This is a genomic window from Pseudomonas sp. EA_65y_Pfl2_P74, from assembly GCF_963970575.1.
GTDB lineage: Bacteria > Pseudomonadota > Gammaproteobacteria > Pseudomonadales > Pseudomonadaceae > Aquipseudomonas > Aquipseudomonas baetica_A.
The window spans coordinates 21,172-42,960 of sequence record NZ_CAXAOQ010000005.1 but is presented as its reverse complement, the minus strand read 5'-3'; the positions used below and the strand labels follow the sequence as shown (position 1 = coordinate 42,960).

Genomic DNA, 21,789 nt, shown 5'->3' with positions numbered 1-21,789 from the left:
GTTCATCACTTGTCAGTCGGCGGCGGGCGTCTCTGGGGCTTGCTCGCTGAGCTTGTCGGCCAGGCGCACGAAGGCGGCCAGATCCAGTTGCTCGGGGCGCAGGCTGCCATCGACACCGGCGGCTTCGATCTCGGCAGACGTCATCAATTGCTTGAGCGTGTTGCGCAGGGTCTTGCGGCGCTGGTTGAAGGCTTCGCGAACAACGCGCTCCAGCAGGCGATGATCCTTGGCCGGGTGCGGCAGTACCGCGTGCGGGACCAGACGGACGATAGCCGAGTCGACTTTCGGCGGTGGGTTGAACGCTCCCGGGCCGACGTTGAACAGGTGTTCCACGCGGCAGTGGTACTGAACCATGATCGACAGGCGACCCCAATCACCGCCACCAGGACCCGCTGCCAGGCGCTCGACAACTTCCTTTTGCAGCATGAAGTGCATGTCGCGAATGATGCCGGCGTTGCTCAGCAGGTGGAAAATCAGTGGCGTAGAGATGTTGTAAGGCAGGTTGCCGACTACGCGCAGGCTGTTCGGCGCGGCGTTGAGCGTATTGAAGTCGAACTTCAGCGCATCGCCTTGATGCAGGTTGAAGTTGCTCTTGCCGGCGAACTGCTGGTTGAGGATCGGGATCAGGTCCTTGTCCAGCTCCACGACGTCAAGTTGTGCGCCGGAGTTGAGCAGGCCGGCGGTCAGCGCGCCCTGGCCCGGGCCGATTTCCAGCAGGCGGTCTTCGGACTTGGCGCTGATGGAGCGCAGGATGCGGTCGATAACGCCGGCATCGTGCAGGAAGTTCTGGCCAAAGCGTTTGCGCGCCTTGTGTTGGTATTGCTCGGTCATAAACGGGTCTCGGCCATCTGGTAGGCGGTTTCCAGGGCGACTTGCAGGCTGCCGGTATCGATCTTGCCGCTGCCGGCCAGATCCAGGGCGGTGCCGTGGTCGACCGAAGTGCGGATGATCGGCAGGCCGAGGGTCACGTTGACGGCGGCGCCGAAGCCTTTGTACTTCAGCACGGGCAAGCCCTGGTCGTGGTACATCGCCAGCACTGCGTCGCAGTGCTCCAGATATTTGGGGGTAAACAGAGTGTCGGCAGGCAGCGGGCCACGAAGGTCCATGCCCTCGCCGCGCAGGCGCTCTAATGTGGGTTCGATGATGTCGATTTCTTCATGGCCCAGGTGTCCGCCTTCACCGGCGTGCGGGTTGAGCCCGCACACCAGAATGCGTGGCCGGGCGATGCCGAATTTGTCTTGCAGGTCGGCGTGCAGAATCCGCGTGACCCGCTCCAGCCGTTGCGGCGTGATCGCATCGGCAACCTCGCGCAGGGGCAGGTGAGTGGTGACCAGTGCCACGCGCAAACCGCGTGTGGCAAGCATCATCACCACTTGCGCAGTGTGGGTCAGATCGGCGAGAAATTCCGTGTGTCCGGAGAACGCGATGCCTGACTCATTGATCACGCCTTTGTGTACTGGCGCGGTGATCATCCCGGCGAATTCGCCGTTCAGGCAGCCATTGCCAGCGCGGGTCAGGGTTTCGAGGACGAAGGCCGCGTTGGCCTTGTCCAGTTGCCCGGTCACCACGGGGGCGCTGAGCGGCGTATCCCAGACGTAAAGGCTATGTTCAGGTGCGGGCGCATCCGGCCATTGACCGGGCGCAACATCCAGCAGATTGACGGCCAGCCCCAGCTGCGCGGCCCGCTCAAGGAGCAGGTCGCGGCTGGTGATGGCAATCAGGGGGTGTGGCTGGGCTTGCGAGGCGAGCAGCAGGCACAGGTCGGGACCGATGCCGGCTGGTTCGCCGGGTGTCAGCGCGAAACGCTTGGGTTTCACTGCGCTGCCTGGTCTGCACCAGGAAGTTTGATCTCTACGTACGCTTCGTCACGGATCTGACGCAGCCAGGTTTGCAGCTCTTCGTCGTATTTGCGATTACGCAATACCGTCATGGCTTGCTGCTCGCGGGCTTGTTCAGTGCTGTCAGTGGCGCGACGGCCAAGGACTTCCAGAACGTGCCAGCCGTATTGGGTCTTGAATGGCTTGGACAGCTGACCTTGAGGGGTCTTGGCCATTACTTCGCGGAATTCCGGAACCAGTACGTTCGGGTCGATCCAGTTCAGGTCGCCGCCGTTGAGGGCCGAACCCGGGTCTTCGGAGTAGCTTTTCGCCAGGGTGGCGAAATCTTCACCGGCCAGAATCCGCTCGTACAGCGATTGAACCAAGGCCTTGGTCTTGGCTTCGTCGCGGATCGGGCTTGGCTTGACCAGGATGTGGCGCACATGCACTTCATCGCGGGTTTGAGTTTCGCCACCACGCTTGGCCAGCAACTTCAGGATGATGAAGCCACCTGGCGTGCGTGCAGGCTGAGTCACGTCGCCGACGGCCATGCTGCTCAACTCGCGATCAAACGGAGGTGGCAACTGCGCGGCTTTACGCCAGCCCATGTCGCCGCCTTCCAGGGCGTTGTCGCTGGCGGATTTGGCGACGGCCAATTGACCGAAGTCGGCGCCTTGCTTGAGCTGCTGGTAAATCTCCATGGCCTGACGCGCGGCATTCTGAATCGCTTCAGAGTTGGCGCTTTCCGGGGTCGGAATCAGGATGTTGGCCAGGTGCAGTTCTTCGGACAATTGCATCTTGCCCAGGTCGGAGGCGAGGAAGTTCTTCACTTCCTGTTCCGACACCTGAATGCGTTCTGCTACACGGCGCTGACGTACACGGCTGATGATCATTTCGCGACGGATCTGGTCACGGGCGTCGTCGTAAGACAGGCCGTCGTGAGCCAGAGCAGCACGGAATTGATCCACCGTCATGTTGTTGCGCTGGGCAATGGTGCCAACAGCCTGGTTCAGTTCTTCATCGGTAATGCGGATACCGGAACGTTCGCCGATCTGCAATTGCAGGTTCTCGACGATCAGGCGTTCGAGCACCTGCTGATCCAGTACGCCTGGGGGCGGCAAACCGCCACCACGCTTGGCGATGGTCTGCTGAACTTCGTGGACACGCTGATCCAGTTGGCTCTGCATGACCACGTCGCTGTCGACGATCGCTACCACTTTATCGATGGGCTGTACTGCAGCATTCGCCGCAGTACCCAGGAACAGCGCGCCCAGCACAAGCGGGCGCAGACAATCAGAAAGCTTGGTCTTCACGTTCACGATAACCTTGAATGCCTTTGTCGAGGAAGCTCTCTACCTTGGCGCCAGTGAGGCCACCGAGTCCCTTCAGAACAATTTGGAGGAAGACGCCATGGTCGCCTTTTTCGTTTTCCGGTGCGTTCTGACTGAACTCGTCATAGGAAACCCAGTAACGGTTGATCAGGCGCAGTTTCCAGCAGCAGTTGTCGTACTCGAAACCACCGAAGGCTTCCAGGGTACGGTTACGGTTGTAGTCATACTGCCAGCGGCTGATGGCGTTCCACTGCGGCACGATCGGCCAGATCACCGAGAAGTCGTGCTGTTTGATTTTGTAGTAGTCCTTCACGTAGCCAGGCTGGCCTGGAGTGCCGTAGTCACCACCACCCACCGACCATTTACCGGTGTTCTGGTCGTAGCGAACCTGGTCATTGCGATAGCGATAGCCGGCGTTGATGACCTTGTTCGGGTTGTCTTCAGGCTGGTAGTGGAACATTGCACTGCCGGAACGTGGGCTGCGGCTGTCCGGATCCCAGTTGTAATCGGCCGTGGTGCGCCAATCACGGTTCCAGCGGTATTCGTATTCCAGTGCATATGGCGAAACGTTGGATTTCGCGTCATCACGGGTTTTTGCATCGATGCCTGGCAATTGGACTTCGCGATCCTTGAAGTACAGGGCCTGGCCGACGCTGATGCGTTGACGCTCGAAGCCATTGTCTTCGATCCAGCGGCTGGTTACGCCCAGCGACAGTTTGTTCTCGTCGCCGACACGGTCGGAGCCGGAGAAACGGTTGTCACGGAACAGCGACGCGTAGTTGAAGGTGTATTCGCTGGTGTCGAACACCGGAATGTCCTTCTGATCTTCCTCAGGAACGTAGAGGTAGAACAGGCGCGGTTCCAGGGTCTGGCGGTAGTTCTTGCCAAAGAACGACGTGTTACGGTCGAAGTACAGGCCGCTGTCGATGCTGGCGATTGGCACGCCGCGGTTCTGGTTGCTACCGAATTTTCCGTAGAGGTTCTGATTTTCCGGCGACATTGCAGCAATCTGGGATTTACCAGTACCGTCCAGATCCAATTGATACTGGGTGTACTGATACTTGAGCGATGGCTTTAAGAAGCCATAGGTCCAGTTCATTGGCAGACTTACACCGGGCTTCAGATTCAGACGGTCGCCGTTTGCACGGGCCAGACCTTGAATGTTGTTGTCCAGTCGAGGTTCTGTCGTAACGCCGTCTTCCTGAGTGAACGTCCCGCTTTTCAGATCACGATCAAACCGAACAAGCTCGGTCTCGTAATCGAAACTCAAACCTTGCGGGTGATACGGCAGCTGACCATTGAAGGTGATCTGCGGCAAACGATCATACGGCGTGATGTTCGAAACGGTTGCCAACTGATACGCCTGAGCGTTCAACCGCGCGGTATAGCTGTCGCCACGATAGGTAACCGCGCCCTGCTGGTTCACGTAGTCGCTGGATTTCACACCAATCTGATCGGTCTGCAGATCCTGGAAGTAATACGGATCGCTGATCTTGGTGTAGTCAACTTCAGTGAGCACGCGGGAGTCGAGACCGCCCTTGTGCTGCCAGTTGTACATGTATCGGGTTTTTTCGTAATCGGTCTGCTTGCTGCGTTCAGTGTCGTCATCGTTCAGGTACGCAGCGCCGAACTGGCCTTCGCTGGACTTGGTCAGATAACGGAACTCGCCTTCCACCAACATGCCACGCTTGCTCATGTAACGTGGATACAACGTGGCGTCGTAATTAGGCGCCAGGTTGAAGTAGTACGGCGTTACCAGCATGAAGCCGGTGTCGCTGCCGGTGCCGATGGTCGGCGGCAGGAAGCCCGACTGGCGACGGTCATCGATCGGGAAGTAGATGTACGGCGTGTACAGGATCGGAATGTCTTTGACGCGCAACGTCACGTTGGTCGCGGTACCGAAGCCGGTGGCCGGGTTCAGGGTGATGTTGTTGCCCTTGAGCTGCCAGGCGTTGCTGTTCGGTTCGCACGTGGTGTACGTGCCGTCCTTCAAGCGGATGATCGCGTTTTCGGCACGCTTGGCGTACAGCGCGTTACCGCGAATGCGCGATTTGTGCATCACGTATTCGGCGTTGTCGACCTTGGCTTCGCCAGTGTCGAGCTGCACATCGGCGTGGTCGCCAACGATCAGCGCGCCGTTGTCACGGATACGCACGTCGCCACTGAGCTCGGCGCGGCTCTCGGCCTGATACAGGCTGGCCTCGTCGGACTCGACCTGCATGCTGCCCTGACGCAGGACGACATCACCGGCCAGCGTACCGACTTGATCATCGGTGTTATAGCGAGAGGCTTTTGCGCCGATAAAGGTCGGAGCATCGCTTTTATTCGTCTTGTCATTCATGCCAGGACGAATCGGCTCGATATAAGCACCTGAGCAATATGGACCGGTCTCGGCCAATTGGGCGGCGGTGAGCTTCTCGCGCGCAACCCAGTCGAGGTGACTGAAGTCTTCGCTACGGGATTTCAAACCGCGGCCCTTGGCTTCGGTGACCAGCACGGGCTTGGCGCCAGTGTCGGTGGTCGAACCGTTCTGTGCCGGGGCTTCGCCGGTGGCGCTGACGGCACTGCCGTCATGCACCGGACGCGGCGGCAATGCAGCGGCCGGCGTCTTGGGCGAACAGTCCCAGGCACCCGTAGCCGATACAGAGCAGTCATACTGCTCGGCGGCGACAACGAATTGACTGGCCAGAGGTTGCATAGCCAGCAGACTGCCGGTTACCAACAACGGAAATTTTTTACGAAACGCGGGGGATTTCAATGCCATCTTATTAGTCCGGGCTTCCTGCGTGCCATCTGCCCGCGGTGTGGGCCGCACGCCTCTCGATGGTCTGAAAGTTGGGTAGGAGCAGACCATTTCTGGCCTGCTCCCCCCTAAAAACCGTACGTGCGCCTTTCAGCGCATACGGCTCAAGTCTCTACTTAACCCCCGAAATCGGGAGCCGGTTTGTTCACTGTTAGCCCACGAGCATGAAGCTGCTGGTGGCAAATGGGATGCAATAGTACCCGGTTGCTTAGCGAGTCACCACCGCCTTGTGAGCGATAAATGATGTGGTGGTCGTGCCACCCCGTCTCCCTGGTTATCGGGTTCTTGCACAGTAAACACAGACCTTTTTGCGATTGAAACAGGTTTGATACTTGTTTACGGTATTTCAGCTTCCCGAGCATCCGGGACATCCGCAGTTTCTCGCCCATTTCCTCCATCGAAGGATCGAACGGGTTGTACTCCCCGCTGATTTTTCTGTGCCTCTCGATCGGCGTAGCCTCAAGGGTGTATAGCCTGATCTCCTCTTTGTCCCCAGTCTCTGTCAGTAACGTGGTGCAGAACACCCAGTTTCGACCCTCGATGAGTTGGAAATACTTCTTCCTGATCCAGTCGAGGTTTTTGTTCGGGTGTCGCCGTTTTGCCCAGCGCCATAGCGCTTGGAATATTTGAAAGTCCATGCGGCTGTACGCCTTCTTGGCGACTACTGGCTGGTGATAGAACGCCCAGCCTCGCAGCATCGGGTTCAGCAATCGGATCAGATCCTCTTGCGTCACCGCTTTGTTGGTGCTGATGACCTCCTTGGCCTTGCGATAGAACGCTTTCACGTTTTTCTTGCTCGGCTTGATCAGAAGCTTCCCGCCGTACTTGCGGAAATTCCAACCCAGAAAGTCAAAGCCTTCATCTATATGGACGACATGGGTTTTCTCAGGGGATAACTGCAATCCGCGCACCGCGAGGAACTGCTCCACCCAAGGTTTGACTTCGCTATCGAGCACCTCTTTCGATTCGCCAGTGATCACAAAATCGTCCGCATATCGCACTACATTGATTTTCAGCTTCTTGGCCCGTGTCACGCCCAGATATCGCTTGAGCTGTGTTTCCAGGCCATCCAGCACCATGTTTGCCAAGGTCGGCGAGATAATCCCGCCTTGAGGTGTACCGGCATCCGTTGCCTGAAGCTGGCCTTTATGGATCACGCCTGCTTTCAACCATTTGCGAAGAACCATTTTGTCCGTAGGGACGTGGTGGATCAGCCAGTCGTGGTTGATATGGTCAAAGCAGCCCTTGATGTCCGCTTCCAAAACCCATTTGGCCGATAGCCTCTTGGACAGGCAAACGAACAACTGCCCCATCGCATCCGCCGTCGAGCGTTCGATCCTGAAGCCGTAGCTATTGGGATCACCCGTGGTTTCTGCGATGGGCGCCAGAGCAAGCAAGTACAACGCCTGCATTGCCCTGTCAGTCATGGTCGGGATGCCCAAAGGGCGCTCCTTTCCATTCGACTTTGGGATAAACACTCGCCGTAGCGGCCGAGGTTTATACCCGTGGCGCTTCAATCCATCTGCCGCTTTCCATTTGGCATCCGGTGTATCCCAGAGCACGCGGTCGACTCCCGCCGTGCGCTTACCCTGGTTTTCAGTGACTCGCCGTACGGCCAAGTATCTGGCCGAGCGTGAGCGGGTCAGCATCCGTTGCAAGGCTTTCACCCTGCGCCAGTTGCCTTCCCGACAAGCCTTCGCAATCCGTATCTGCATTGCCCGAACGTTCCGCTGAACGCGACACCAGTCGATGTCGTGCCATTGCTGCGGAACGTCGGAAGGCGCAGACACGGCCATTTGGCTGTGTTCTATCATGCTGCCTTCCTCTCAGATGACCCTGAGCAAAAGACGTACGCATCCCCTGATGAGGAGGGGCGCTTCCGTCAGGGTTGGACTATTGGAAGGTCCGGTATTTCTGGACCTCGAAGTTCATTGAAACAGGCTCAATCAGCATTCATGCGACGAAAGACCACGCAGAAGTCTGCCCGGTTTCCCGTGGGATAATGTTCCAATCCCTATCCGAACCATTACAGCCCGGCGTTCGCTTTCTCTGCGATCCCATACCCGCACAGCCAACAGTTCACCTTGCGGTTTGCCTGCCCGAAGGCAGCCATACGGGCTTACCACGTTCCCTGACTGTCACACGACTGGTTTAGGACCTGCCTTTTCGCCGGAGGCTTGTGCAGCGACGTATTCCCACATCCCACAGGAATATCTGGCCTCGTACCTTTTGGTTCATGCCTGACAGCAGTTTGGGCATGGTTATCCTTACGGCGTTTATCAGCAGTTCACTTACGTTGCCCTTGCCAGCCAGCCTAGCGCCTCAACCCGGTACTGCTCCGAGCATCCATGACTTGCCTCGCAGCAAGATCACGCCCTGACGGGGGCTACATTGTCGGAAGAGCTTCATACCCCACCGTTACCAGTGACGCATGTCTTCCTAGGCTATCGTTGGTCGCACAACGAGTCCGCTACTGTTCAGTGACTGCAACAGTTGGACAATGACAGACAGAACTTTCGCTCATGTCTCCAGTTGAAATGGACAAGGACCGTAGGAAAACGGCTTGTCTGGGTGATGTTCCCCCTATTTGCAGAAGGAGGAACCCCTGCGGGGATTCTTCCCGTCAGAGTAAGGCCATGGGGCCGATGTGATGAAGTAAGCACTCCCAGTCCGAAATCCGGACCATAACCACGCTTCCGAGTGCTAAGTGGTTTTGGGTTCGCTATTGCGCCGCAGCGACAACGAGTCTTTTTAAGCGAAGGACTCCTTGGGCGGTTTTGTTTCCCGAATTGGCTGCCGGGCTGTTGGTTCCTTTGCAAGAACCCTTCACGATGACTCCTCATCGCGAAGCTGGAGGCACGCTACGCGTGTCGCACAAGATGCTGGATAATAAAGCATGACCCGCTTGACGGCTAGCGCCGTCGGAGACCCTTGCAATGCCTGACCAAGATGTACGCTTGCAACACCTGAAACTTTGGCTCGATGAGCAGTTGGCAAACCTTTTTGCAGATCAGGGTTGGGGCGCCGTGCCCCCGGCCACGTTGACCGCGGCCAGTAGCGACGCGAGTTTTCGCCGTTACTTCCGTTGGGAGGGCGCGGGTCGCAGCTTCGTCGTCATGGACGCGCCGCCCCCCCAGGAAAACTGCAAACCGTTCGTGGATATCGCCTTTTTGCTGGCGAAATCCGGAATAAATGTGCCGAAAATTTATGCAGAAGACCTCGAACGCGGATTTCTTTTGCTCAATGACCTGGGCAACAAGACCTATCTGGACGTGATCGACACTGAAAATGCCGACGCATTGTTCAACGATGCCCTGCAAGCATTACTGGCTTTTCAGCAGTTGCCGATGGTTGCGCCGTTGCCCAGTTATGACGTTGCTTTACTGCGCCGCGAGCTGGAACTGTTCCCTGAGTGGTACGTGAAGCGTGAACTCGGTGTCGAGTTCGATGCGACTCAGCAACAACAGTGGCAGCAGGTCAGCGATCTGTTGATCAATAGCGCCCTGGCCCAGCCAAAAGTGCTGGTGCACCGCGACTACATGCCGCGCAATCTGATGCTCAGCGAGCCAAATCCCGGTGTGCTTGATTTCCAGGATGCGGTGTATGGCCCCGTGACCTACGACGTGACCTGTCTGTTCAAGGACGCCTTCCTCAGTTGGCCTGAGGAGCGCGTACACGGATGGCTGGAGCGTTACTGGCAGCAAGCCTCGGTGCTGAACATCCCGGTGCAGCCAGATTTTCAAGACTTCCTGCGCGCCAGCGACCTGATGGGTGTGCAGCGTCACCTGAAAGTCATCGGCATCTTCGCGCGCATCTGCCATCGCGACGGCAAGCCGCGTTATCTGGCCGATGTGCCGCGCTTCTTCTCTTATATAGAGGCGGTGATCGCTCGTCGTCCTGAGCTGGCGGAACTGCAAGCGCTGTTCACCAGCCTGCGTGGTGGAGCGACGGCATGAAGGCAATGATTCTGGCGGCAGGCAAAGGTGAGCGCATGCGCCCGCTGACCCTGACCACGCCCAAACCGCTGGTGCGTGCCGGCGGCGTCCCGTTGATCGAATATCACCTGCGCGCCCTCGCGGCAGCCGGATTCAACGAGATCGTGATCAATCACGCCTGGCTGGGTCAGCAGATCGAGGATTACCTGGGCGATGGCTCGCAGTTTGGGGTGAGCATTCAGTACTCGCCGGAAGGCGAGCCGCTGGAAACCGGCGGCGGTATTTTCCGGGCGCTGCCGTTGCTCGGTGACGACGCGTTTCTGGTGGTCAACGGTGACATCTGGACCGATTACGACTTCAGCGTGCTGCACCAACCGATCCCCGGTCTGGCGCATCTGGTGCTGGCGGACAATCCGGCGCATCACCCGGCCGGTGATTTCTCACTGGTTGACGGACAAGTGATTGATGGCCAGGCGGATGCCGCGACGCTGACTTACAGCGGCATCGCCGTGCTCCATCCGCAACTGTTCGAGGGTTGTGCGCACGGCGCCTTCAAACTGGCGCCGTTACTGCGCAAGGCCATGTCTGAAGGCGAGGTTACTGGCGAGCGACTCAAGGGCCATTGGGTTGATGTCGGCACGCACGAGCGTCTGGCCGAAGCTCAAACCTTGATAGAAGCGAGTCGCTGATATGTTGTGGCCAGGGACTCTGATTGGAGCCGGAGCGGGTTTTGCTATCGCCAGCATTCCGGGGGCCATGCTTGGGGCGTTGTTGGGGCAGGCGCTGGATCGGCGCCTGCACTTGCAGAGCTGGGGGCAACTGCGGGAAAAACTCGGTGGTCGGTCGGTGTTGCGCAACGACGAATTGTTGTTTGTGTTGCTCGGGCGTCTGGCCAAGAGTGATGGCCGGGTTACGGACGGGCATATTCAGCAGGCGCGCAACGAGATGCGAGCGCTGGAAATGAGCGACCCGGCGATGCGTCGGGCGATTGCGGCGTTCAATCGCGGCAAGTCCGGCAGTGATCGTCTGCGCGGCTATCTTCGGCGTTTGAGTGCGCAGCCGCACGCGGCCGAAGGCGTATTGCGTGCGTGTTGGCGGATGGTCTGGGCCGACGGTCGAGCTGGCGTCAGTGAGCGGGAGTTGCTGGCGCAGTGGGGTAAATGGCTGGGCTGGACGACGCATCAGGTGCAGGCACTGGCCAGTGATTACGAGCCCGGCAAGCGGCCAATCGTCAGTGCGGCGGTGAGCTATCAGGAAGCGATGCGTCTGCTGGGTGTTTCGGTGTCCAGCGAGCCGGCGCAGATCAAACGGGCTTATCGACGTTTGCTCAGTCGGCATCATCCGGACAAGATTGCCGGCAGCGGTGCGACACCGGCACAGGTGCGTGAAGCGACCGAGAAAACCCGCGATTTGCACAACGCCTACACGTTGATTCGGGAACGGCGGGATTTTCGTTAGGCACTAGATGGGTGTTGTTAGCACTTGCCTCTTCGCGAGCAAGCCCGCTCCCACATTCGATCGCGTTTGTTCAGTTGAAATGCAATCAAGTGTGGGAGCGGGCTTGCTCGCGAATGGGGCAACTCGGCGCTGGATCAGTCCGGGTTCTGCGGATTCAACCAACCACGCACCCGGCGGAACAATTGTTCCTGCTCTGCCTTGTTGTCCGGCAGTGCCTTGAGTGCGACTTGGCTGAACGCCGAAGTCTTCAAACGCTTGCTCGCCTGCATCCGTTCCAGCGCCGCATGGCGATCCAGCGGTTTGTCCATGTAGAAAATATCAGCGGTCGGCAACTTCAGCATGGGCGTGAGTTCGGCCAGTGGTGGTTTGGCCTTGGTCGGGACCTGCGCATCGACCATGACAAACTTCTCGACCTGCGCCGTTTGCTTCTCGCTCAAATAACGCGCTGCCCAGTAGGCCCCCGTGCCGTGACCGAGCACCACGATACGGCGTGCGCTCTGCTGTTCGGCGTAGGCAATGGCTGCGTCGATGCGCGCGAAGATGCGTTCGGCATCCGCTTTGGCTTGTTCTTCCGTTGTTTCGGCCACCACCTGATCGGCCACCTCCGCTTCACCGCCAGCCGCTTGTTCGATCGGTTGCGCAGTGGTGGCATCCTTGCTGCCACTTTCGGGGGCTTTCGCTGGTGCCGCCGCTTCGATCACGCGCGGTGCGATGACATCGCTTTGCAGGTCGGGCAGGGTGATGCTCAGGCTGCTCCATTCGACGTCCGGCAATTTTTGCCGTAACGGGCCGATTGCCTGAGGCCAGTCAGCTGTTTCGCCCGCGCCGGGGATGATAATCACCGCGCCTTTGGGTTCGGCGGTATTGGCCGGTTTCCACAGGGCAAGGAAGGTCTCGCTGCCAGCCTGCAATTGTTGCTGTTCTTGCGTCGGGACGATACGTTCCAGTGCCGCCGCCTCTTCCTGACTACGCTCAAGCAGTGGCTGACGTTCGACGGGTTTTTCTTCAGCGGGTTGGGCCGACGTGGTGGCAGGCGCCGGATCGGCCGCTTCGACGGAAAACGCACAAGGCAGGATCAGCGACAGGCACAATGCTGGCATTGCCAGGCGGTAGACAGAGGGCATCGGTTATTCCAGGCCAGAAAGTATCCCGGCAGCCTAATGGGTTGGTCAGAATTTGTCAGTGTATGGGGCTTCAATGAAGCGATTTTGCTGCCTGTGGGTTATCGGCTGTTTGTGGTTTCCCTTGATGGGCTGGGCCGCGCCTGCGCCACCGGCACACGTTGCACAATTGTCAGAGGGCCAGCAGCAATGGTTGGCGCAACACCATGAACTGCGTGTCGGTCTGGTGTTGCAGGCGCCCTTTGCGCAGTACGACCGACGCTTGCAGCGCCTGTCCGGGGCCAACGTCGAGTTGATGAAATGGCTGGCCCGGGCTCTTAATATCGAGTTGAGCTGGCGTAATTTTCAGGATCTGGCGCAATTGGAAACCGCTTTGCGCGACGGCGAGATCGACATCGCCCCGGGCCTGACCCAGACGCCGAGTGCCCTGCGTCTGTGGAAGTTTTCCGATCCATACATGCGTGTCCCGCAACTGGTGGTCAGCGATCAAAAGTCCAGCGGAGCAGTGGATCTGGAAAAAATCGACAGCCAGACTCGCGTCGCCATCCGCATGCCGAGTGCCACCGCCGACTATCTGCGCAGCAACTATCCCCATCTGAATCTGCAAGGCGTGCCGCTGGAGCGTCAGGCGTTGCAGTTGCTGCTGAGTCAGCAGGCCTCTTACGCGGTGATTGATGAGGCACAACTCGGTCGGTTGTCGGCCGAGCCCGAGTTTGCCGAACTGGTGGTGGTCGGTGATGTGGGCCTGCCGCAATTGCTGCGAGTCGCCTCACGTCGCGATTGGCCGGAACTGGCGGGCATTGTCCAGAGTGCCTTGAACGCAATCCCGGCCAGGGATCTGGAGCGCCTGCACAATCAATGGCTGCAACCCAAATACCCGCGACTGACGGAGTCGCCGGGGTTCTGGCAGAACCTCAGTCTGTTGTTCGCGGTGATGCTGCTCAGTTGCGCGGCGATTGTGTTCTGGCAGCGGCGCCAGCAACAGAGCCTTGAGCAACGTCTGCTCGCCGCACGGGAAGACATCGCCCTGCGCGCAGCCAGCGAAGAGGCGTTGCGCCTGACGCAGTTCTCCATCGATCAAAGTACCGTCGGCATTCTTTGGGTCAACTGGGACAGTCATGTTCGCTATGCCAACCGCGCGGCGGAAAACATGCTCGGCTACCCCTCTGGCGCACTCATCGAACGACCGCTGATCGACTTCGAACCGGGTCTGCACATGGACCGCTGGCTCAGCCTGTGGAAGCGCGCGCGGACCAGTGAAGAAGGCCCGCTGAGCTTCGAAACCAGTTGCGTGCGCGCCGATGGCAGCATCCTGCCGGCTGACGTATCGCTGAGCTTTCTGCGTTTTCGCGAGAGTGAATATCTGGTGGTTTACCTCACCGATGTCACGGAACGCCGTCGCGCGTTGGCGGCGTTGCAGGAAAGTGAGGCAAGGCTGCAGGGGATCGCCGCCAATGTACCGGGGCTGGTGTTCCGTCTGGAGCGGGCGCCAGTGACCGGGCAGATCGACTTTGCCTATATCAGCGAGGGCAGCGAAAGTCTGGTCGGTTACGCGCCGGCGGCGATTGCCCACCGCGACATGGGCCTGCGCAGTCTGGTGCACCCGGACGACAAGGCCGGTTATCACCGCACGCAGGATCACGCGCTGGATACCGACAGCGATTGGTCGTGGCAGGGGCGAATCCTCACGCGCCAGAGTGAGCAGCGTTGGGCCGAGATCAAGGCGATCACCCGTCAGTTGGAGGATGGCGCCTATGTCTGGGACGGCATCGTCTGGGACATCACCGAGAGCAAGCGCATCGAACTGGAACTGGCGGCATCGCGTGAGCAACTGCGTGAACTGTCGGCGCACCTTGAAAGTGTCCGCGAAGAAGAGAAGGCGCGCATTGCTCGTGAGGTTCACGATGAATTGGGGCAGATGCTGACGGTGCTCAAACTCGAAACATCGATGTGCGAACTGGCTTACGCGCAACTGGACCCGGGGCTGAATGAGCGGTTGAACAGCATGAAACGCCTGATCGCCCAGTTGTTCCAGTTGGTGCGCGATGTGGCGACAGCGCTAAGGCCGCCGATTCTGGATGCCGGGATCGCTTCGGCGATTGAATGGCAGGCCCGTCGATTCGAAGCGCGCACGCAAATTCCGTGTCTGGTGCAGGTGCCGGATAATCTGCCGGCGCTGAGCGATGCCAAGGCGATTGGCTTGTTCCGTATCCTGCAGGAAGCGTTGACCAACGTGATGCGCCATGCTCAGGCGCATACTGTGGAGCTGACGCTGGCGCTGGAAGGCGACGAATTGTGTCTGACGGTCAGCGATGATGGCGTAGGCTTTGTCGCCCCTACGGGCAGGGCGACGTCGTTTGGTCTGGTCGGCATGCGTGAGCGGGTGCTGATCATGGGCGGGCGCTTGGCGCTTGAGAGTGAGCCGGGGGAGGGCACCAGTCTGAATGTTTGGGTGCCGGTGGATGAGGTTTGACTGAATCTGGAGAAGAACGTGATCCGTGTACTGGTAGCCGAAGACCACACCATTGTCCGAGAAGGCATCAAGCAATTGATTGGCCTGGCCAAGGACCTGCAAGTGGTGGGGGAGGCGAGCAATGGTGAGCAACTGCTTGAAACCCTGCGTCATGTGCCGTGCGAAGTGGTGTTGCTGGACATCTCCATGCCTGGGGTCAACGGCCTTGAGGCGATCCCGCGAATCCGTGCGCTGAACAATCCGCCGGCCATTCTGGTGTTGTCGATGCACGACGAAGCACAAATGGCGGCACGGGCATTGAAGGTCGGAGCGGCCGGCTACGCGACCAAGGACAGCGATCCGGCGCTGTTGCTGACCGCCATTCGCAAAGTCGCGGCGGGCGGGCGCTACATCGATCCGGATCTGGCTGATCGGATGGTCTTCGAGGTTGGCCTGACTGATGCGCGACCGTTGCACTCTTTGTTGTCGGAGCGCGAATTCTCGGTGTTCGAGCGCTTGGCGCAAGGCGCCAACGTCAACGACATCGCCCAGCAACTGGCCCTGAGCAGCAAGACCATCAGCACGCACAAGGCGCGGTTGATGCAGAAACTCAACATTACTTCGCTGGCCGAACTGGTCAAATACGCGATGGAACACAAACTCCTCTGAAGATCACCGCAATCAAAAACGGTGGGAGGGGGCTTGCTCCCGAATGCGGTGTATCAGTCGCCAACTAAGTTGGATGACCCACTGCATTCGGGAGCAAGCCCCCTCCCACATGGAATCTCTACCGTGTTCCGGATTGTGGGCATATCCGTTAGCGACAGCGGCTAGTGCCTGCTCTGTTGGCTCGCAGCTTGTCGCTCGCGGCGGCCTTATCCGTTAGCGCCATCCTTGTAGGGCAATCCCTACCCCCAACCTTCCATCCGGCTGAGGCGATTCTCTCCTGCGCCCCGATTTGCGTGCCTGTCAGCAGCCACTAGGCTTAACCCACAAGCAGTCATCAACAACAAAGGTGCGGGTATGAGCCAGGTCGATTCAAACGCAGGGGCCAGTGATGTGTTGGTCAGCTTTCGTGGAGTGCAGAAGAGCTACGACGGCGAGAACCTGATCGTCAAAGACCTCAACGTGGACATTCGCAAAGGCGAGTTCCTGACCCTGCTCGGGCCGTCCGGCTCCGGCAAGACCACCAGCCTGATGATGCTCGCCGGTTTCGAAACACCGACGGCCGGGGAAATCCTTCTGGGCGGGCGTGCGATCAACAACGTACCGCCGCACAAGCGCGACATCGGCATGGTGTTCCAGAACTACGCACTGTTCCCGCACATGACCGTGGCCGAGAACCTTGCGTTCCCGCTGACCGTGCGCGGCCTGAACAAGAGCGACGTCGGCGACAAGGTCAAGAAAGTCTTGAGCATGGTTCAGCTCGACGCTTTCGCCTCACGCTATCCGGCACAGTTGTCCGGTGGCCAGCAACAGCGTGTGGCACTGGCTCGTGCGTTGGTGTTCGAACCGCAACTGGTACTGATGGACGAACCGCTCGGCGCCCTCGACAAACAACTGCGTGAACACATGCAGATGGAAATCAAGCACCTGCACCAGCGGCTCGGCGTGACCGTGGTCTACGTGACCCACGACCAGGGCGAAGCCCTGACCATGTCCGACCGCGTTGCGGTATTCCATCAGGGCGAAATTCAGCAGATCGCGCCGCCACGCGCCCTCTACGAAGAGCCGAAGAACACCTTTGTCGCCAACTTCATTGGCGAGAACAACCGCCTCAACGGCCGCTTGCTCAGCCAGAACGGCGAGCGCTGCGTGGTCGAACTCGGTCGTGGCGAGAAGGTCGAGGCGCTGGCGGTCAACGTCGGCCAGACCGGCGAACCGGTGACTTTGTCGATCCGCCCCGAGCGCGTCAGCCTCAACGGTTCGAGCGACCAATGCGTCAACCGCTTCTCAGGGAGGGTGGCGGAATTCATCTATCTGGGCGACCACGTCCGGGTGCGCCTGGAAGTCTGCGGCAAGACCGACTTCTTCGTGAAACAACCGATTGCCGAGCTCGATCCCGGGCTCACTGTCGGTGACGTGGTTCCGCTTGGCTGGCAGGTCGAGCACGTACGCGCGCTTGATCCTCTTTTAGAGGCGAACTGATCGCCCCGGCACTACCAACACCAACCCTGCACGTGGAGAGAACAATAAATGTTGAGATCCCTGAAGTTCACCGCCCTGACCCTGGGCCTGATGGGTGCGGCAAGCGCAATGGCCGCTGGCCCGGATTTGACCGTGGTGTCGTTTGGCGGGGCGAACAAGGCGGCGCAAGTCAAAGCCTTCTATGCACCGTGGGAAGCGGCGGGCAACGGCAAGATCATTGCCGGCGAGTACAACGGCGAAATGGCCAAGGTCAAAGCCATGGTCGACACCAAGAGCGTGTCGTGGGACCTGGTCGAGGTTGAATCGCCAGAACTGTCCCGTGGTTGCGACGAAGACATGTTCGAGCCACTGGACCCAGCGTTGTTCGGCAAGAGCGAAGACTACGTCAAAGGCGCGATCCAGCCCTGCGGCGTTGGCTTCTTCGTTTGGTCGACCGTACTGGCGTACAACGCCGACAAGCTGAAAACCGCGCCAACCAGTTGGGCTGATTTCTGGGACACCAAGAAATTCCCGGGCAAGCGTGGCCTGCGTAAAGGCGCCAAGTACACCCTCGAATTCGCCTTGATGGCCGATGGCGTTGCGCCGAAGGACGTCTACAAAGTACTGGCTGGCAAGGACGGTCAGGACCGCGCGTTCAAGAAACTCGATGAGCTCAAACCCAGCATTCAGTGGTGGGAAGCCGGCGCTCAACCGCCGCAATACCTTGCTTCCGGCGACGTGGTCATGAGCTCGGCCTACAACGGTCGCATCGCTGCCGTGCAGAAAGAGTCCAACCTCCAAGTGGTCTGGAACGGCGGCATCTACGACTTCGACGCATGGGCCATCCCGAAAGGTCTGGACGCCAAGCGTGCCGAAGCGGCGAAGAAGTTCATCGCCTACTCGGTGCAGCCGCAGCAGCAGAAGACGTACTCGGAAAACATCGCCTACGGCCCGGCCAACACCCAAGCCGTACCGCTGCTGTCCAAGGATGTTCTGAAAGACATGCCGACCACCCCGGAAAATATCGCCAACCAGGTGCAGATCGACGTCAGCTTCTGGGCTGATAACGGCGAGCAGCTTGAGCAGCGTTTCAACGCCTGGGCGGCGAAGTAACCCGAGGGCTCGCCCTCCTGTGGGAGCAGGCTTGCTCGCGAAAGCGCCAGTACATTCAACATTGATGTGACTGACACGCCGCCTTCGCGAGCAAGTCGAATCGTCGCACCGTCGCCCCCACATTTGGATCTGTGTGCATCAATCGATCGAGGTGGTTCGCCACCTCTGTAACGATCAAAGATTTGCGGAGTACGTCATGGCCATCGCCGTTCCCCTGAACGAGGGCGCCAGCCCCACCTTGAAGCAGAAGCTCAAGCACGCCGAGCGGGTCAACCGCTGGAAGGCCCAGGCGTTGATTGCGCCGCTGGTGTTGTTTCTGTTGTTGGTGTTCCTGGTGCCGATCGTGGCGCTGCTCTACAAAAGCGTCGGCAACCCGGAAGTGGTCGGCGGCATGCCGCGCACCGTGGCGGCCATCGCCAGTTGGGACGGTCGCGGTCTACCCGCCGAACCGGTCTACAAGGCTGCCAGCGACGACCTCGCCGAAGCCCGGAAAAACTCGATGCTGGGCGATTTGTCCAAGCGCTTGAACATGGAGTTGGCCGGCTATCGCAGCCTGCTGACCAAAACGGCCCGGGCGCTGCCATTTGCCAGCGAGCCGGCGTCTTATAAAGTCGCCCTGGAAACACTCGACGAGCGCTGGGGCGACCCGGCCTACTGGCAAGCGGTCAAGCGCAACACCAGTAGCATCACCCCGTATTACCTGCTGGCGGCGGTCGACCACCGCATCGACGACCTCGGCGAGATCGCCCCGGCCACCCCCGATCAGGCGATCTACCTCGACATCTTCGCCCGTACGTTCTGGATGGGCCTGGTCATCACCGTGATCTGCCTGCTGCTCGCCTATCCACTGGCTTACCTGTTGGCGAACCTGCCATCGCGCCAAAGCAACCTGCTGATGATTTTGGTGCTGTTGCCGTTCTGGACCTCGATTCTGGTGCGCGTCGCCGCCTGGATCGTGTTGCTGCAATCGGGTGGTCTGATCAACGGCGCCCTGATGGCGATGGGCATCATCGATAAACCGCTGGAGTTGGTGTTCAACCGCACCGGCGTTTACATCTCGATGGTGCATATCCTGCTGCCGTTCATGATTCTGCCGATCTACAGCGTGATGAAAGGCATCTCGCCAACCTACATGCGTGCCGCGATCTCGCTGGGCTGCCATCCGTTCGCCAGTTTTTGGCGGGTGTACCTCCCACAGACCTACGCCGGTATCGGCGCCGGTTGCCTGTTGGTGTTCATCCTCGCCATCGGCTACTACATCACCCCGGCGCTGCTCGGCAGCCCGAACGATCAGATGGTCAGCTACTTCGTCGCGTTCTACACCAACACCAGCATCAACTGGGGCATGGCCACCGCGCTGGGCGGCTTGCTGCTGCTGGCAACCGTGGTGCTTTATCTGATTTACAGCTGGCTGGTGGGCGCCAGTCGCCTGCGCCTGAGCTAAGGGGAATTTGAGATGCTGAGTCCTTACATGTCGCCCATCGAACGGGTGTGGTTCTACAGTTTGCGGATCCTGTGCGGCTTGATTTTGCTGTTCCTGATCCTGCCGGTGCTGGTGATCGTGCCGCTGTCGTTCAACTCGGGCAGTTTCCTGGTGTACCCGCTACAAGGCTTTTCGCTGCACTGGTATCAGGACTTCTTCGCCTCGGCGGAGTGGATGCGGGCGCTTCGCAACAGCATCATCGTGGCCCCGGCCGCAACCGCGCTGGCCATGGTCTTCGGTACGCTGGCAGCGATCGGCCTGACCCGTGGCGACTTTCCCGGCAAACCGCTGGTGATGGCGCTGGTGATTTCGCCGATGGTCGTGCCGGTGGTGATCATTGGTGTGGCCAGTTATCTGTTCTTTGCGCCACTGGGCCTGGGCAACAGCTTCTTCTCGCTGATCGTCGTGCATGCGGTACTCGGTGTGCCGTTTGTGATCATTACGGTGTCGGCGACGTTGCAGGGGTTTAACCATAATCTGGTGCGGGCGGCGGCCAGTCTTGGTGCTTCGCCGCTGACCGCGTTCCGTCGCGTGACTTTGCCGCTGATTGCGCCAGGGGTCATTTCCGGGGCGTTGTTTGCCTTTGCGACGTCGTTTGATGAAGTGGTGGTGACGTTGTTTCTGGCCGGGCCTGAGCAGGTTACGTTGCCTCGGCAGATGTTCAGCGGGATTCGCGAAAACCTCAGTCCGACGATTGCGGCTGCCGCGACCTTGCTGATCGCCTTCTCGGTGATCCTGCTGCTGACCCTGGAATGGTTGCGTGGCCGTAGTGAAAAACTGCGCACCGCCCAGGTCTAAAGCCGTACTCGGTGAAAACGGTGGGAGGGAGCAAGCCCCCTCCCACAAGGGATTTGTGTTGTGTGCGAAGTCTTGGGTTATTCACGACCTGAATAGCAGACAACCCCGAATCCCCAGCTAATCTTGTGCCCAGCTCCCCTATCTATAAGAGGCTGCGCACCATGAGTCTTTCCCAGTTCAAAATCGCTCACAAACTGATCACCGGCGCCGGCGCCATCGAGCAACTGGCGGCGGAACTCACCCGCCTCGACATCGACAACCCGCTGATCGTCACCGACGCCGCGCTGGTCAAATCCGGCACCGTTGAGCTGGCGCTGGTGCAACTGGGCGGGCGCGAGTACGAGATTTTCGACCGCGTGCTGCCGGACCCGGAAATCGCCATTGTCGAAGACTGCATGCGCGCGTACCGCGAGGGCGGGCATGACGGCTTGATTGGTCTGGGCGGCGGCAGTGCCATCGACATCGCCAAAAGTGTCGCCGCCTATGCCGGTTATCACGGCGCGCTGGAGGATCTGTTCGGCGTCGAACAGGTGCCACGCAAAGGCCCGCCACTGATCGCCATCCCGACCACCGCCGGCACCGGCTCGGAAGTGACCAACGTCGCCATTCTTTCGGACAAGGTTGCGCAACTGAAGAAAGGCATCGTCAGCGACTATCTATTACCGGACGTCGCGCTGGTCAGTCCGCAGATGACCCTGACGTGCCCACGCAGTGTCACCGCCGCCAGTGGCGTCGATGCGTTGGTGCATGCCATCGAATCCTATCTGTCGGTCAACGCCTCGCCGATCACCGATTCCCTGGCCATCGGCGCGATCAAACTGATCGCCAAGGCCCTGCCCAAGGCCTACGCCAACGGCGCCAACCTGCAAGCGCGGGAAGACATGGCCACCGCCAGCCTGATGGCCGGGATGGCCTTCGGTAACGCCGGGGTCGGTGCGGTGCATGCGCTGGCCTATCCGCTGGGCGGGCGTTTCAACATTGCCCATGGTGTCAGCAATGCGCTACTGCTGCCCTATGTCATGACCTGGAACAAGATGGCCTGCGTCGAGCGGATGCAGGATATTGCCGAAGCCATGGGGGTGAAGACCGCTCATCTGAGTGCCATTGAGGCAGCGGATAAAGCCGTGCAGGCCATGACCGACTTGTGTGCAGCGGTGGAGATTCCCGCCGGGTTGCGCAGTTTCGGTGTACCGCAAGACGCGATCCCGGCCATGGCCGTGGAGGCCGCCGGCATTGAACGGCTGATGCGCAACAACCCCCGTAAACTCAGCGCTATTGATATCGAGAAGATCTACCGCGCCGCCTACTGATCATCGCCGTCACGGTGCGCGCGCGCAAACTTGAGGTATAC

At 59.5% G+C, this 21,789-nt stretch carries 16 protein-coding genes; 10 read left to right on the top strand and 6 right to left on the bottom strand.

Annotated elements, in window-relative coordinates; genetic code table 11:
• Positions 1-12: 12 nt before the first annotated feature.
• From rsmA to ltrA, 5 genes are all read right to left on the bottom strand, one after another.
• Positions 13-831: a 16S rRNA (adenine(1518)-N(6)/adenine(1519)-N(6))-dimethyltransferase RsmA gene (gene rsmA / locus AACY18_RS05025; RefSeq protein WP_339433303.1), complete on the bottom strand. Its 819-nt coding sequence runs from the start codon at positions 829-831 to the stop codon at positions 13-15.
• A complete protein-coding gene (gene pdxA, locus AACY18_RS05020; RefSeq protein ID WP_339433304.1) occupies positions 828-1,817 on the bottom strand; it encodes a 4-hydroxythreonine-4-phosphate dehydrogenase PdxA in 990 nt (329 codons plus the stop codon). The genes rsmA and pdxA overlap by 4 nt, the downstream gene beginning before the upstream one ends.
• A complete protein-coding gene (gene surA, locus AACY18_RS05015; RefSeq protein WP_401138670.1) occupies positions 1,814-3,130 on the bottom strand; it encodes a peptidylprolyl isomerase SurA in 1,317 nt (438 codons plus the stop codon). Before surA ends, pdxA begins: the two co-directional genes overlap by 4 nt.
• A complete protein-coding gene (locus tag AACY18_RS05010; protein WP_339464438.1) occupies positions 3,111-5,912 on the bottom strand; it encodes an LPS-assembly protein LptD in 2,802 nt (933 codons plus the stop codon). Before AACY18_RS05010 ends, surA begins: the two co-directional genes overlap by 20 nt.
• 155 nt (positions 5,913-6,067) lie before the next feature.
• The gene (ltrA, locus tag AACY18_RS05005; RefSeq protein ID WP_057449615.1) at positions 6,068-7,765 is read right to left on the bottom strand and encodes a group II intron reverse transcriptase/maturase; all 1,698 of its coding nucleotides are present in this window, start codon (positions 7,763-7,765) and stop codon (positions 6,068-6,070) included.
• Between the two features lie 1,122 nt (positions 7,766-8,887).
• Between ltrA and AACY18_RS05000 the strand changes: the two genes are divergently transcribed.
• The 3 genes from AACY18_RS05000 to AACY18_RS04990 are packed head-to-tail and all read left to right on the top strand — an operon-like array spanning position 8,888 to position 11,344.
• On the top strand, positions 8,888-9,907 hold the full coding sequence (locus AACY18_RS05000; protein ID WP_339433307.1) for an aminoglycoside phosphotransferase family protein: 1,020 nt from the start codon (positions 8,888-8,890) through the stop codon (positions 9,905-9,907).
• Entirely contained in the window at positions 9,904-10,575 is a 672-nt protein-coding gene (gene murU, locus AACY18_RS04995) for an N-acetylmuramate alpha-1-phosphate uridylyltransferase MurU (protein ID WP_339433308.1), read from the top strand. The genes AACY18_RS05000 and murU overlap by 4 nt, the downstream gene beginning before the upstream one ends.
• A gap of 1 nt (position 10,576) precedes the next feature.
• Positions 10,577-11,344, top strand: coding sequence for a TerB family tellurite resistance protein (locus tag AACY18_RS04990; RefSeq protein WP_339464437.1), 768 nt, complete (start codon positions 10,577-10,579; stop codon positions 11,342-11,344).
• A gap of 134 nt (positions 11,345-11,478) precedes the next feature.
• On the opposite strand, the gene AACY18_RS04985 is transcribed toward AACY18_RS04990, so the two are convergent.
• Positions 11,479-12,468: an alpha/beta hydrolase family protein gene (locus AACY18_RS04985; protein ID WP_339433310.1), complete on the bottom strand. Its 990-nt coding sequence runs from the start codon at positions 12,466-12,468 to the stop codon at positions 11,479-11,481.
• A 73-nt stretch (positions 12,469-12,541) separates the two neighbouring features.
• Between AACY18_RS04985 and AACY18_RS04980 the strand changes: the two genes are divergently transcribed.
• The 7 genes from AACY18_RS04980 to AACY18_RS04950 all read left to right on the top strand — a co-directional run bounded on the left by AACY18_RS04980 (position 12,542) and on the right by AACY18_RS04950 (position 21,748).
• Positions 12,542-14,938: a PAS domain-containing sensor histidine kinase gene (locus AACY18_RS04980; RefSeq protein WP_339464436.1), complete on the top strand. Its 2,397-nt coding sequence runs from the start codon at positions 12,542-12,544 to the stop codon at positions 14,936-14,938.
• A gap of 18 nt (positions 14,939-14,956) precedes the next feature.
• Entirely contained in the window at positions 14,957-15,586 is a 630-nt protein-coding gene (locus AACY18_RS04975; protein WP_008085218.1) for a response regulator, read from the top strand.
• Between the two features lie 354 nt (positions 15,587-15,940).
• A complete protein-coding gene (locus AACY18_RS04970; protein WP_339464435.1) occupies positions 15,941-17,065 on the top strand; it encodes an ABC transporter ATP-binding protein in 1,125 nt (374 codons plus the stop codon).
• A 48-nt stretch (positions 17,066-17,113) separates the two neighbouring features.
• The gene (locus AACY18_RS04965) at positions 17,114-18,157 is read left to right on the top strand and encodes an ABC transporter substrate-binding protein (protein WP_221731090.1); all 1,044 of its coding nucleotides are present in this window, start codon (positions 17,114-17,116) and stop codon (positions 18,155-18,157) included.
• A 196-nt stretch (positions 18,158-18,353) separates the two neighbouring features.
• Positions 18,354-19,601 (top strand): ABC transporter permease, encoded by a 1,248-nt coding sequence (locus AACY18_RS04960; protein WP_339464434.1) that lies wholly within the window; start codon positions 18,354-18,356, stop codon positions 19,599-19,601.
• 12 nt (positions 19,602-19,613) lie between these two features.
• Positions 19,614-20,438, top strand: a complete 825-nt coding sequence (locus tag AACY18_RS04955; RefSeq protein WP_339433315.1) for an ABC transporter permease — start codon at positions 19,614-19,616, stop codon at positions 20,436-20,438.
• Positions 20,439-20,599: 161 nt separating this feature from the next.
• Positions 20,600-21,748 (top strand): iron-containing alcohol dehydrogenase, encoded by a 1,149-nt coding sequence (locus AACY18_RS04950; protein WP_339464433.1) that lies wholly within the window; start codon positions 20,600-20,602, stop codon positions 21,746-21,748.
• The last annotated feature ends 41 nt before the right edge of the window (positions 21,749-21,789 follow it).